16 protein-coding genes are annotated in these 13,691 nt (G+C 44.7%); 11 read left to right on the top strand and 5 right to left on the bottom strand.

Annotated elements, in window-relative coordinates; genetic code table 11:
- The coding region (locus CUS_RS04420) for a phospholipase D-like domain-containing protein (RefSeq protein ID WP_002847740.1) at positions 1-414 on the top strand (414 nt) is incomplete at its 5' end.
- A gap of 10 nt (positions 415-424) precedes the next feature.
- Positions 425-1,270 carry a metallophosphoesterase gene (locus tag CUS_RS04415; RefSeq protein WP_002847747.1) on the top strand — a complete coding sequence of 282 codons (846 nt, stop codon included), beginning with the start codon at positions 425-427 and terminating at the stop codon, positions 1,268-1,270.
- Positions 1,271-1,593: 323 nt separating this feature from the next.
- On the opposite strand, the gene jag is transcribed toward CUS_RS04415, so the two are convergent.
- The 5 genes from jag to rpmH all read right to left on the bottom strand — a co-directional run bounded on the left by jag (position 1,594) and on the right by rpmH (position 4,935).
- Positions 1,594-2,409 carry an RNA-binding cell elongation regulator Jag/EloR gene (gene jag, locus CUS_RS04410; RefSeq protein ID WP_002847728.1) on the bottom strand — a complete coding sequence of 272 codons (816 nt, stop codon included), beginning with the start codon at positions 2,407-2,409 and terminating at the stop codon, positions 1,594-1,596.
- Between the two features lie 57 nt (positions 2,410-2,466).
- Positions 2,467-3,867, bottom strand: a complete 1,401-nt coding sequence (gene yidC, locus CUS_RS04405) for a membrane protein insertase YidC (protein WP_002847722.1) — start codon at positions 3,865-3,867, stop codon at positions 2,467-2,469.
- Positions 3,868-4,018: 151 nt separating this feature from the next.
- Entirely contained in the window at positions 4,019-4,282 is a 264-nt protein-coding gene (gene yidD / locus CUS_RS04400) for a membrane protein insertion efficiency factor YidD (RefSeq protein ID WP_002847727.1), read from the bottom strand.
- Positions 4,283-4,666, bottom strand: coding sequence for a ribonuclease P protein component (gene rnpA / locus CUS_RS04395; protein WP_002847729.1), 384 nt, complete (start codon positions 4,664-4,666; stop codon positions 4,283-4,285). It lies immediately after the preceding gene.
- Positions 4,667-4,800: 134 nt separating this feature from the next.
- Positions 4,801-4,935, bottom strand: coding sequence for a 50S ribosomal protein L34 (rpmH, locus tag CUS_RS04390; RefSeq protein ID WP_002847741.1), 135 nt, complete (start codon positions 4,933-4,935; stop codon positions 4,801-4,803).
- A 552-nt stretch (positions 4,936-5,487) separates the two neighbouring features.
- Between rpmH and dnaA the strand changes: the two genes are divergently transcribed.
- The 9 genes from dnaA (at position 5,488) to CUS_RS04345 (ending at position 13,691) form a co-directional block, all read left to right on the top strand.
- A complete protein-coding gene (gene dnaA / locus CUS_RS04385) occupies positions 5,488-6,885 on the top strand; it encodes a chromosomal replication initiator protein DnaA (RefSeq protein WP_002847745.1) in 1,398 nt (465 codons plus the stop codon).
- A gap of 540 nt (positions 6,886-7,425) precedes the next feature.
- Positions 7,426-8,538 (top strand): DNA polymerase III subunit beta, encoded by a 1,113-nt coding sequence (gene dnaN, locus CUS_RS04380; protein WP_002847721.1) that lies wholly within the window; start codon positions 7,426-7,428, stop codon positions 8,536-8,538.
- A gap of 19 nt (positions 8,539-8,557) precedes the next feature.
- Positions 8,558-8,782: an RNA-binding S4 domain-containing protein gene (locus CUS_RS04375; RefSeq protein ID WP_002847743.1), complete on the top strand. Its 225-nt coding sequence runs from the start codon at positions 8,558-8,560 to the stop codon at positions 8,780-8,782.
- Positions 8,782-9,921, top strand: a complete 1,140-nt coding sequence (recF, locus tag CUS_RS04370) for a DNA replication/repair protein RecF (protein ID WP_002847744.1) — start codon at positions 8,782-8,784, stop codon at positions 9,919-9,921. Before CUS_RS04375 ends, recF begins: the two co-directional genes overlap by 1 nt.
- A 21-nt stretch (positions 9,922-9,942) precedes the next feature.
- Entirely contained in the window at positions 9,943-10,254 is a 312-nt protein-coding gene (locus CUS_RS04365; protein WP_002847735.1) for a hypothetical protein, read from the top strand.
- A 12-nt stretch (positions 10,255-10,266) separates the two neighbouring features.
- Positions 10,267-10,644 carry a hypothetical protein gene (locus CUS_RS04360; RefSeq protein ID WP_002847751.1) on the top strand — a complete coding sequence of 126 codons (378 nt, stop codon included), beginning with the start codon at positions 10,267-10,269 and terminating at the stop codon, positions 10,642-10,644.
- 9 nt (positions 10,645-10,653) lie between these two features.
- Entirely contained in the window at positions 10,654-10,917 is a 264-nt protein-coding gene (gene remB, locus CUS_RS04355; RefSeq protein ID WP_002847736.1) for an extracellular matrix regulator RemB, read from the top strand.
- A gap of 81 nt (positions 10,918-10,998) precedes the next feature.
- On the top strand, positions 10,999-12,996 hold the full coding sequence (gene gyrB, locus CUS_RS04350; protein WP_002847750.1) for a DNA topoisomerase (ATP-hydrolyzing) subunit B: 1,998 nt from the start codon (positions 10,999-11,001) through the stop codon (positions 12,994-12,996).
- Positions 12,997-13,040: 44 nt separating this feature from the next.
- Positions 13,041-13,691: a hypothetical protein gene (locus CUS_RS04345; RefSeq protein WP_002847739.1), complete on the top strand. Its 651-nt coding sequence runs from the start codon at positions 13,041-13,043 to the stop codon at positions 13,689-13,691.

Raw genomic sequence — 13,691 nt, 5'->3', positions numbered from 1 at the left:
CTCTGCGCCCTTGAACTTGCGGCTAAATCGGGTGTCGATGTTCGCATAGTCACCCCCCATATCCCCGATAAATGGTACATTCAGTGTCTTACACGCTCATATTATCTTGAACTGCTCAACATGGGGGTCAAAGTTTACGAGTACGTACCCGGCTTTATCCATGCCAAGACCTGCCTTTCAGATGACAAGCGCGCAGTTGTCGGCACGATAAATTTTGACTACCGTTCGCTTTACCTTCATTTTGAGGACGCCTGTTTCATGCAGGACACCGCCTGCATACCCGACATCAAGGCTGATTTTATCGACCTCTTCAACAACAAGTGCCACCGCATAACCTACGAAGACCTGCGAAACCTCAGCTTTGCAAGCCGTTTCTGTTCGGTAATACTGCGCATTTTTGCGCCCATGCTGTGAGGTGACTGCTTTGGAGATAATAAGAAGACCTGAATTCACCAAAAAGAAAGTCATCATTTTTGTAATAGTGATACTTCTGCTGGGCATTTTTTGCTGGTTTCAGAACAATTGGCTTCAGGTGAGCGAATACACCTATACTAGTCCTAAAGTTCCCTCTTCGGCTGACGGTATGCGCATAGTGCAGATATCCGACCTGCACAACGCCGTTTTCGGCAGTCACAACAGCCGCCTGCTTGAAAAGATATCCGCACAGCACCCCGACATCATCGTGATAACGGGCGACATCGCTGACAGCAGTCACACTGACCTCGATGCGGCGATAGAATTTTGTGAGGGCGCGGCAAAGATAGCCCCCTGTTACTACATCACAGGCAACCACGAAATGTGGCTCGATGATGACGAACAGCAAAAGCTGTACAGCGGCATCACCGATGCGGGCGTTACTTTCTTAAAAGATGAAACAGTCACCCTTGCCGACGGCATATCCATGACAGGTCTTGACGATGCGAGCCTTTATAACGGCACTCTCGCCAAACTGTCTGCCGATATCGCCCCCGCCGACCTACACATAGTCCTCGCCCACGAACCCCAGTACTTAGAAGAAGAATATATCCTCTCCTCCCCCGACCTGATAATAACAGGTCATGCCCACGGCGGACAATTCAGACTTCCCTTTATCGGCGGCATAATCGCCCCCGATCAGGGATTTCTACCGAAATATACCGCAGGCGAATATAAAAGCGGTGATACCACCATGTATGTCAGCAGAGGACTGGGCAACAGCGTGATACCCCTCCGAATTTTCAACTATCCCGAAATAAATTTGTTGATAATTAAGGCAAAAAATGACCGATGAAAAATCTCATCGGTCATTTTTCCGTCCGGAATAACAGTTTACAAAAAAACTCTCTCCACTAAGCCTATTTTTCAACATTCACACACAAATTATGTTGATAATCAGAACATTTCTCAGCAGAAATTCTGCCCCACAACGCACACAGACGGCTTTTGAGCCATTAGTTTCTTATTATCAAATATGAAAGCATAAGCTGAAAACCTCTCCGCATTGATGAATTCTCAACATCACAGCACTATCTTTGTTCAATATCCGCTCCGAAAATATTCCTCACTAAAAATAAAAAACTGCCGAAGTAAAAACCTTGGCAGTTTTGAATATTATCAGATATCTATCTTGGAATAAAGTCCCGAACCCAGCATAGAATCTTCGGGCTTAGGCTTCTTATACTCCTTCTCGAAACTTGTGGTGAAATCAAAGCCGGTGCTCTGAGGACGTCTGCCGCCCTTTCTTCCGCCGTTGCCGTTTCTTCTGTTGCCGCCCTTGCCGCCGCGCTTGAAATCTCTTCCGCCGCCGCGTCTTGGGTTGGTTGAACTGATTATTACCTTTCTGTAAGGCTCTTCGCCCTTAGACTGTGAGGTAACACCCTCTATCTCGGATACAGCCGCATGTATTATGCGTCTTTCGTAGGGGTTCATAGGTTCAAGCGCAGATGACCTGCCGCTTCTCTTAACATTGTTTGCGATCTTTGCAGCCAGTTCTTCCAGCTGTTTCTTTCTTCTCTCGCGGAAACCGTTGGAATCTGTGGTGATCCTGAAATACTCTCTGTCAACCTTGTTGCATACCAGCGAAGCCAGATATTGTAAAGAATCCAGCAGTTCGCCCTTAGCACCGATCATCTCCGCAAAACCATCGCCGTTTATCTCCAGCGATATGCCATTCTCGATCTCGGTCACATCAATGGTGACATTCTCAACACCCATTCCTGTCAGTACACGCTTGATGTACTTAACTGTTATATCAGTCTTAGTTTCGGTATACTCAGCTTCTACCCTTGCATCGCCCTTTACTTTACCGAAAAGGGACTTCTTAGGCTCTTCTACTACTGTGAATGTGATCTTGTCCTCATCCACACCAAACTCCTGCACTGCCAGAGCCTTTGCCTCCTCCACTGTGGGAGCAGTAAATTCCTGCTTCATAAGTCAAACTCTCCTCTCGTAAAATATATCTCATCAGGCTTTTTCCTGTGAAATTCATCAGTTACCGTATTTTCTTGCCATTTTTTCCCTTGCCAGACGCAGCTTTTCGCGCTGTTCTTCGGTAAGATCCTGCTCGTCATCTTCCATTTCCTCAGCAGCACACTTTCTCGCTTCGTTGATCTTCCTGCGCTGTTCCTGCTTTATCTCATTCTTGCTCTTCTTTTTCGGCTCTTCGTAATCATCGCCGCCCGCCTGCTTTCTTATCTCAGCAGGATCCTTGCCCGCTGCCACCAGCTGAGCGTCAGCCATCTTCTGCATAAGGGTCTGCTTGCCGCTCGCCTTCTGCTTTGCGAGATCTTTCTGTACCAGTTCAGCCACATATTCGGGAGTATACACCTTGTTCAGTATAACAGTCTGTATCAGGCTGAACAGTGAAGAGAAGCACCAGTAGATACCCAGACCGATAGGATACTTGAATGTCAGCCACAGTGAGAACAGCGGCATAAAGTACAGTATGAACGCATTCTGACCTGTCATCTTAGCCATATCGGGGTTGTTCTTCTTCTGGAAATGCTGTGATACTACAGTTACCAGCAATTGCAGCAAAAAGCTGAGTACAGGCACAAGGCAGCTTACCTTGTTTTCCTTCCACGATGGTGTGGTACCCAGATAAATGCCGAGAAAATCATAGTGGAAATCTTCGGAGAACTCTTTCAGTTCGCCAGAAACAATGCCCAGAACATCGGAATAATCACCCGAAGACTTGTCCTGTGCGAACACAAAAGTCATAAGTTCGGGTCTGCTCTCAATGAGGTTCTGTGCAAAATATTTGTCATTGAGTATGAATTTGTCGATATCGTTATGCAGCTTGATAGCCTCCATAACGTTGCTCATGCCCTCTTCTTTCTTGAAACTCTTGGCAGATTTCGGATACTTCTCTTCGTCCTTTAAGAGGGTCTCAAGTTCTGCATACGGGTCTTTACCGTCTTCCTCATAGCCTGCTATCAGCTTTTCGAGGGTGGTGTCATTGCTCTCTACCTCAGCACTTACTATATGTAACTGCTTTATCAGCCTGTTTGAAGCCTTTACATCGTCTTTATCAAGACTGGAAACATATGTCAGCGGACCGTAGATAACGGGTATCATCGCAAACAGTATCAGCATCATCACTATCATCGGCAGACAGCTTGCCATCGGGTTAACACCCGTTTCATTGTACAGCGCCATCTGCTCTTCCTGCAATTTCTGCTTGTTCTTGCCGTATTTTCTTTCAAGCTCGTCCAGCTTAGGTTTCAGCATCGTGTTTTTCGCCATGCTCTTCTGCTGATTTACATTCAGCGGGAACATGATGAGCCTTGTCAGGAACGTGAATACCAGCAGGGCTATACCGTAATTCTTAAATACATAGTAACAGCCCTTCATTATCCATCCCAACGGGATAGCAATAAGATCGAACAATTTTCTTCCTCTTTTCTTTTAATTCATTTTACCTTACTTTTAACTCCCGATAAGCAAAATAAGTGTCATCAGCACTTTAGTGCATAAAAGCAATATCGGGATACTTTACCAATGATCCGCCGATCTTCACGGCAGCACCTTACATTATAACCTACTCGCTGTTCTTTTTTACCCGAAAATAGTCGATAGTCACCTTATCGGGCACATAGTCCACCCCGCCCCGCGACCACGGGTTGCACCTCAGCAGCCGCCAGACCGTCAGCAGCGTTCCTTTAAAGAAACCGTGTTTCTCATAAGCGTTCAGCGCATAGCACGAACAACTCGGATAATACTTGCACTGCGGCGGAAGCACCGGGCTTATGAATTTCCTGTAAAACTTTATGGGCAGCCTTGCGATCCATGCGAGCGGTGACATCTATTTTCCCTTACCTTTTTTCTTAGCCTTGTCGAAAGCCCCGTTCAGCGCAGCTTTGCCGATCTCACCGATCAGCCTGCCCCTGATAAAACTCTCGATTTCCGCAGATGTCCTCTCAGCTGCGTCATTTCGCCCCACGAAAACTATATCATACCCTATAGGCATCTCGCTTTCGCAAAGCCTGTACGCCGCCCTGACTATCCGCTTGACCCTGTTGCGGCAGACCGCATTTCCCAGCTTTTTGCCTGCCGTTATGCCCAGCCTGTTGTAAGCTGTGCCGTTCGGATAAAAATACGCGCACACATAGCCGCATACAGCAAATCTGCCGCTTCGGTAGCATCTCTGGAATGCTTTGTTATCCTTTATGACTTGCGTGAAAAGCATATTTTAGTCCCCACTATATAAAATAAATATTAATTCATCAAAACAATTAATTTACCCATAAAAAGATAAAGACCTGATACCGGGCAAGATAGGTAAGACTTATTTGCTCGGTATAGGTCATCACTTTACTTTGCTTAGTAGGTAAGTCTTGCTCTGCCCCTTGCTCTTCTGCGGGCAAGAACCTTTCTGCCGTTGGCAGTAGCCATTCTCTTTCTGAAGCCGTGGACCTTTTTCCTCTGGAGCTTCTTAGGCTGATATGTTCTTTTCATTCTATTTCACTCTCCTTTGACGAATCCGCGCGATTTTTTTACTGTACCCTTAACAGGACACACCGCCAAAAAACGCCCGAAAAAAATTCCATAAACCTGTCTTGTAGACATAGCCCTTGTAATATAACATTATACCTTACTTACATATAGTTTGTCAAGTCGGTTCACATTTATTTTATATAATTTTAAACTCTATTTAACTCTTTTAACGTAACATATCCCCTTCGCCCCTTTCATGCACCTCAGCTGACCGTTAATAAAGTAAAATTTTTATTAATAACCTGTTTTTTTGTCCGAAATGCCCCGCTATTCCCCGAAAAAATCCCTCTCTTATAACACTACTATTATATATATAGGGGTATTGCAATTTTTAAGGGAATGTGATATAATAAATTATATATTTGCGCCCATTTGTAGATTTGGTAATATATGTAAATTTAAAATATATATGATGAAAAAATATGACCCGCTTTGTACCGCTTTGGTGCAAGGTCGGTCGGGGTGCGCCCTGATGCACCTGCGGCTTGTAATTTTAAGGAGGTAATAGGCTTGATGGACTCTTTCAATGATGTATTTGAAGAGGTACTGAAATACTGCTTTAGACTGACGGGGAGTGATGTTAACCCTCAGGAGAGGATAAGTGAGGGCGGCTACAGAATGTGGATACAGCCGTTAAAGCCCTACAAATTCGATGCTGAGAACGGCGTGGCTTTCCTGCTGGCTAAAAACGATTTTATCAAAAGCACCGCTACAAACACTTTCGGCAAGACCCTGACTAAGGCGTTTGAAGAAGTCATGGGCTTCCCTGTAAAGGTGGAGATAATGATATCGGGCGATGACAGTGAGGAAGAGAAGGAAGAACTCAGTTTAGGCGAACAGCCCGCTGATTTTTCTGATGAAGCCAAAGACAGCCTTACTTTTGAAAATTTCGTAAAGGGCAGTTCTAACGATCTGGCTTATGCTTTCTGCAAAGCTGTTGCCGAGAAGTATGATAAGGACAAGCACAGCACAGGGGATATCGACCCCAACAAGGTCTTCAACCCGCTGATAATCTACGGTGATTCGGGTCTGGGCAAGACCCACCTTATGAAAGCTATCGAACATGAGGTAAACAAGAATCACCCCGAAATGAAAATAATCTACACTACGGGCGAAGCGTTCATCAATGAACTGGTAAGGGCGCTGGAACTCAAAGAAACTGTGGATTTTCATGAGAAGTACAGGAATGCTGATATACTGCTGGTCGATGATATACAGATCATCGCGGGCAAGGAAAGAATGCAGGACGAGTTCTTCCATACCTTCAACGACTTATATAATGCAGGCAAGCAGATCGTACTTACATCCGATGTGCTTCCTTCTAATATAACAAAACTTCAGGACAGGATCGCCACCAGACTCAGTCTGGGCGTGCAGGCTGATGTACAGCCGCCTGATTTTGAAACAAGAATGGCGATAATCAACCGCAAGGCGGAACTGCTGGGTCTGAAACTGTCAGACAATGTGGTAAGACTGATCGCAGAGAAGCTGAAGACTAATATTCGTCAGCTGGAAGGAACTGTAAAAAAGATAAAGGCTCTTACTGTATATACTAATGAATCACCGTCTGTTTCAATGGCACAGCGCGTTATCAAGGAGATAATCATATCCAATCAGCCCTCCGAGATAACCGTTGACAGGATAATAGGCGAGGTGGCGAACGCATTTGATGTTACGCCCGAAGATATAAAGTCCAATCACAGGCACTCAAATATCTCCATAGCCAGAAAGATAGCTATATATGTACTTAAAGAGGTAAAGGGCATGACCTACACACAGATAGGTGATGCACTCAATAAGAACCATTCTACCATGACCATACATTACCGCGATGTGGCAAAGCTGCTGAAGTCGAATAAGGAAATGAAAGAAACTGTTGACGACATTATCAAAAATCTTAAAGAGAAATGATATTTGTTGTAGAATGTTGATAAACCGAAAAAATGCACCTCACAGTTGCTTATTTGCGCTTAACATATTAAAAATTACGGGAGTTCTCAACATTTTCAACAGAGTTTTCAACAATTTTGTTGTTGAGAACTTTGCGAGTGTTTCGGGGGCAGAGGAAAATTTCTGTCAGATTTTCAAACATTTCCACACAGCAAGATTTTTGTTTTCAAAGGCTGAAAGTTGAAAAATTTCATCAAAGGAAGTTATTCAACATTTTTTGCACAAGTTTTTCGTTTTCAACCAACAAGTTTTAAACAATTCAACTTGCCAAGATCTTTCAAAATTCTTTCCACAGTCCCATGTTGAAAAACGATGCCGCCTGAAAGCCGTTAAAAAATAGCTTTCATCCGTTTGCAACAATTTCAACACCCCCTAATACTAATACTAAAAATAAATGTTATGTTCTGTTTTGTTTTGCAGAAAAAAACGCAAACTTTCTTTTTCACAGTGTTGAAAAAAAATCTGCCGTGAAAAAGGATCGATATTGAAAGGATTGATAATATGAGATTTATCTGTTCCAAAACATCGCTCTATGATGCGATAGTCAACGTGTCAAAGGCGGTATCCGAGAGATCTACTCTGCCGTCACTGGAGGGCATAAGATTCAGTCTTGCTGATTCTCTTCTTGAACTGACAGGCTATAACCTCGAAATGGGTATCAGAACAGCTATCCCTGTAAGAAGTGATGATAAGGGAAGCTGTATCATGAATGCAAGACTGTTTGCCGAGATGATAAAGAAGATGGATACCGAAGAACTGCTGATAGATGTTTCCGAAAGCTATCAGGTGACCATATCGGGCAGTGCTACAAAGACGACCTTCAATATGTTCGCGGCTACTGCGGCAGATTATCCCGAACTTCCCGAAAAGGACAGCGAAACTCAGATACCGATAGCCCAGCCTGTGCTGAAAAATATGATAGCACAGACAAAGTTCGCTGTGGCTATGACCGATGATAAGCCCATACTTAAGGGCGAACTTTTTGATATCGAGAACAATACCCTGACTATGGTAGCTATAGACGGCTACAGAATGGCTGTGCGCTATGAACCTGTTAAATTCAATGAACCTATCAAGTTCGTTGTACCCTCAAAGTCACTTTCAGAGATACAGAGCCTTCTGAGCGACAATGAGGACGATACTGTTTACATACACCCGTCAAGAAAGCATATAATCTTCGATATAGGCGGCTATGTGGTATATTCAAGACTGCTGGAGGGCGATTTCCACCCCTACAAGTCGGCTATACCGAACAGTTCAAATACTGATGTCGTAGTTGACAGAAAAGCACTCATATCCACCCTTGAAAGGGCGATGCTGCTGATAAATGACCGTTCACCGTCACCTGTAAGGTGCTATTTCGATAATGACCACGTAAAACTCAACTGCGTAGCCGCACTGGGCAAGATATCCGATGAGATAGCTGCCGATGTGACAGGTCCTGTCATTGAGATAGGCTTCAAGTGCAAATATCTGCTTGAACCTCTCAAGGTTATAGATGACGAAAAGGTAAAACTGATGATGGGCGGCAGCCTGCTGGCAATGAAGATAGTTCCATGTGAGGGCGAAAAGTATACATATCTGGTACTTCCTGTCCGCCTGCCGAGAGAATGATATCACGAAAGGATAGCATATGACTTACAAACAGCGTGAGGTAAAAATAACCTCTGAGTTCATAAAGCTGGATCAGCTGCTTAAATTCGCGGGCATAGTCGAAACAGGCGGCATCGGCAAGGAGATAATCCTTGAAGAGAGGATCAAAGTAAACGGCGAGATATGCACTATGCGCGGCAAAAAAATACGCGCAGGCGATAAGGTGCAGATAGATGAGATAAAGACCGAGCTGGTCGTAAAATAATGTTTATAACCGAACTTTCCGTAAACGGCTTTAAAAACCTTAAAGGCATAAGCATAAAGCCGCACGAAAAGATAAATATTTTCTGCGGGCGCAACGCTCAGGGCAAGACTAATCTGATAGAAGCGATATGGCTGTGCAGCGGCGCGAGAAGTTTCAGAAGCACCAAAGACAGGCGTATGATAGGCGATGACGAACAGGTCATGAATATCGGGCTGAGATTTAAAAACAGCTTCCGCGAACAGGAGATAGCCTTTGCAATGGCAAAGCCCAATATCAAAGAAAAAAATGTCACCCTGAACGGGGTGAAGCTGAAAGCGCCCTCAAAACTGTTCGGCGGGCTGAACTGCGTGATATTCACGCCCGAAGACCTCGAACTGTCAAAGGGTTCGCCCGATAACAGACGGCAGTTCATCGACCTTTCGGTGGCGCAGATAAAAAACTCCTACAGCGCCGTCACCTACAAGTACGAAGCACTGATAGAAAGGCGCAACCTGCTGCTGAAAAATATAAACTACGGCAAAGCGGGCAAAGACGAACTTGAAATGTGGGACGTTCAGCTGGCGCAGATGGGTGCTTTCATCTCACTGCACCGCTACAATTACACGAAAAAACTGTCGGCTTATGCTCAGATGCTCTATGAAGAGATCTCGGGCGGCAGTGAAAAGCTGGATATAAGCTATTATTCCACTGTGTATGACAGCGAGATGCTGGATAAAGCCACAGAATATACAGGCGAACTGAAAGACAGGTACTTCGAGGTGCTGAAAAACAACATCTCCGATGACCTGCGGGCAGGCTTCACACAAAAAGGCGTACACCGCGATGACCTGATATGCAAAATAAACGGAAGACCCGTCAGGGAAGATGCTTCACAGGGTCAGCACCGTTCGGCGGCGCTGATAATGAAGCTGTCACAGGCGTATATACTGAATGACGAGATAGACGATTTCCCTGTGATACTCTTAGACGATGTGCTGAGTGAACTTGACCCGTCAAGACAGCGCTTTGTAATATCAAAGATACACGATATGCAGGTGTTCATCACCTGCTGTGATATGAATATACCCTTCGATGAAAGTTCTCACGGTAAGATCTTCAATATCGAAAAGGGTCAGATAATAAAAAGACAGACAGAATAACAAGAAAGAGAGCAAAATGATATGAAAGAAAATGAGATCGAGATCGTGACCTGCAAAAACGGTCATATGTATCCCGCACACCTGCACAAGACTTGCCCCTACTGCATAAAATTCGAGGAAAATTCCGCAAAATTGATGGCAGAGAGAAATGCCCGCAAACAGGCAAATAACCGTGAACTCCACATAAATACCAGATGGGAGAATTTCAAACAGTGGCTCGATGAGGGTACGAGCGGGCTGAGTTTTCTCTTTTCGATGATAGGTGACAAATTGCATGATCTTCCTGATAGAGACAGATGGAAAGACCCGCATTTCTGGGATCTTTACAGATAAGCAGGTGCAGATATGGATTGGAAAAGATGTGAAAAACATCATATGTACCCGTCGGATAAGTATGCGGAATGCCCGTTCTGTTCGGGTCTGATAGATGAAAATGACTCAAAGAATGCGGTAGCTGAGATATTCGCTAAAGAAGAAAAGCTGAGTCTTAAAAAACCTGTAAACAACGAACTTCTGATGCAGCAGCCAAATGTTGTAAAAAAGCCGAAGAAAGAGCAGAAATATACGTTCTTTTACAATCCTTTCTGGGACTATCTGCCGCGCATATTTATAATTATCTTAGTATTGGTCCTATATATCCCATCAACAATGATCTTTGGTTTTAATTTCTGGACGACACTGATATGCGGTACAGGTTTTCTGGTGGCAATATTTGCAAAATGAGGTGTACTGATGTATCTTCATATCGGCAACGACTACATGATAAACAGCCGCAATATAGTCGGCATTTTCGATATAGAAAACAGTTCAACTTCTGCACTGACAAGAGATTTTCTTGCGGCGGCAGAGAAAAACAAGCGTGTCACATACTGCACGTATGAACTTCCCAAGAGTTTTGTGGTGTGCTTTGATGATAAAACGCTTGAAGAAAGAGTCTATATAAGCCAGCTTAGCTGTGCTACACTGCTGAAAAGATATAAAGCCGATAATTTATGATACGTAATGAATATTATTCAGCGAATAATTATGAATTATGAATTATGAATTATGAATTATAAAAGTCGGAGGTATTGAATTTTGGATAACGATAATATCAAGGAGATCAAGGAAGTCGAGATCGAAGATACTGAGTCTATCTCGCAGATCGACAAAAGCAACAACTACGACGAAAATCAGATAGAGGTGCTGGAAGGTCTTGAACCTGTAAGGGTAAGACCCGGCATGTACATCGGTTCGACAGGTCCGAAAGGTCTGCACCACCTGGTTTACGAGATAGTTGATAATGCCATTGACGAGGCGCTGGCGGGATACTGCACCGAGATAATCGTGGATATCCTGCCGGGCGATGTTATCAGGGTCGTTGATAACGGACGCGGAATACCTACCGGTATCCACCCGAAAGAGGGCATTTCAGCGGCTACTGTCGTTTATACCGTACTGCACGCAGGCGGTAAGTTCGGCGGCGGCGGCGGATATAAGGTCGCAGGCGGTCTTCACGGCGTTGGCGCTTCGGTAGTAAACGCGCTGTCCGAATATCTTGAACTGACTGTCTATGACGGTTCGCATGTTCATTTCCAGCGTTTTGACAGAGGTCAGTACAGCGAGGCTATGAAAGTCATCGGTGATACCGACAAGACGGGTACTGAGGTAAAGTTCAAGCCCGACCCGCTCATCTTTCAGGAAACTACCACTTTCGATTATGAAGTGCTGCTGAAAAGGCTGAGAGAACAGGCTTTCCTGAATGCAGGCATAAAGATAATCTTCTCTGACCTGAGAAATGCCGAAAAGCCCGTCACAGAAACACTGCACTATGAGGGCGGTATACGCCAGTTCGTTGAACATATCCACAAGACAAGAGGCGTTGAGCCGCTGTCTGAGGACGTTATCTACATCAACGGCGTTGAGGACGATATGTTCGCTGAGATAGCTTTGCAGTATAACGATACCTATAACGAGATAATCCTCTCGTTTGCCAATAATATCCATACGCCCGACGGCGGTTCACATGAAATGGCATTCAAGAGTGCGCTGACAAAGATACTCAATGAGTACGGCAAGGCGCATAACCTGATAAAAGATAATGACGATGCGCTGATGGGCGAGGACTGCCGCGAGGGTCTGACTGCCATAGTTTCAGTCAAGCTGACAAACTGCGAGTTTGAGGGTCAGACAAAAGGCAGACTGGGCAACCCCGAAGTAAGACCTTTCGTCGATAAGATGCTCAAAGAAAAGCTGAGAAACTACCTTGAGGAAAATCCTGCGGTGGCTAAGGCTATTTTCGATAAGTCGTTACAGGCACAAAAGGCTAGAGAAGCCGCTAAAAGGGCAAGAGAACTGACAAGAAGAAAGTCGGTGCTTGAAAGCGCTTCACTGCCGGGCAAACTGGCTGACTGCTCTGAAAGAGATATGACCATGACAGAGATCTACATCGTCGAGGGTGACTCGGCGGGCGGTTCTGCAAAAGAGGGTCGTGACAGACGCTATCAGGCAATACTCCCCCTCTGGGGCAAGATGCTCAATGTCGAAAAAGCGCGTATCGACAAGGTGTACGGCAACGATAAGCTGATGCCTGTCGTAACTGCGCTGGGCACTTCGATAGGTGAGGATTTCGATATAAGCAAGCTGAGATACGGCAAAGTCATAATCATGGCGGATGCCGATGTGGACGGCTCGCATATCAGAACACTGCTTCTGACATTCTTCTTCAGATTTATGCGCCCCCTCATCGAGCAGGAACATGTTTATCTGGCTCAGCCGCCCCTTTTCAAGGTAGAAAGGGCTAAGAAAGTCAGATACGCTTTCACTGATGAAGAGAGAGATAAATATATAGCTGAACTTTCGGAAGGCGGCAAGCTGAAAGTTGCAGTGCAGAGATACAAGGGTCTTGGTGAGATGGACCCCGAACAGCTCTGGGAAACTACTATGGACCCCGAAAGAAGAACGATGATTAAGGTGACTATGGAGGACGCTGTAAAGGCGGACGAGATATTTACTATACTGATGGGCGACAAGGTAGGTCCGCGTAAGGAATTTATAGAGAAAAATGCGGAGTATGTCAGAAATCTGGACGTTTGACATTTGTTGTTGAACGAAGTAAAGCCGATTAAGGAGCAGACTTGATGGAGATAGATATTTCTAATAATAACATAGAACTTGAAGATGTAAACAAAGCATCGGGCGATAACACCGAAAAGGAGTTCATGCCCACAGGCATACCCATAACCAGCTTTGAATACAACGTGAAAAATGAAGAGGAAGAGGAAGCATTCACCATCTTCCAGCAAAAGTATGTTTACAAGCGCAATTTTGTGGTGACAGGGCTTTTTACGATAGTCGCGGTGATGTTCGCGGTGTCGATAATCAAAAACCCCTCAGGTTATGTGAACTGGGTGCTTTGCTTTGTCAGCCTTGTGATGATATTCACCACATGGTTTAATACCTTCCGCGTCAAGAAATATCTTATGAGGGCGCTGAAATCGCTGGAAGATGACAAGTACAGATTTTCGCTTTATGATGACTGCTTCAAGATAGAAACAGTTTTCACCGAAGAGGAAAAGGCGGCTGAGGACTTTGTGCCGGTAAAGCCGAGAGTTGTCAGGTTCGAGGATATCTCGCTGAACATCATCGAGAATGCAAGGCTGTTCATAATAATCCTCAGAAAAGAAACTATCTACGTGCTTTCAAAACGTGTCATCGAAGAAAATGACCAGACACTTCTGAGAAACAAGCTGAAAGAAGTTCTCGGTGAGGACTACGAAATAAAAGGCTGA

This window comes from Hominimerdicola alba 8 (genome assembly GCF_000178155.2).
GTDB lineage: Bacteria > Bacillota > Clostridia > Oscillospirales > Ruminococcaceae > Hominimerdicola > Hominimerdicola alba_C.
This window is presented reverse-complemented; position numbering and strand designations above follow the sequence as displayed.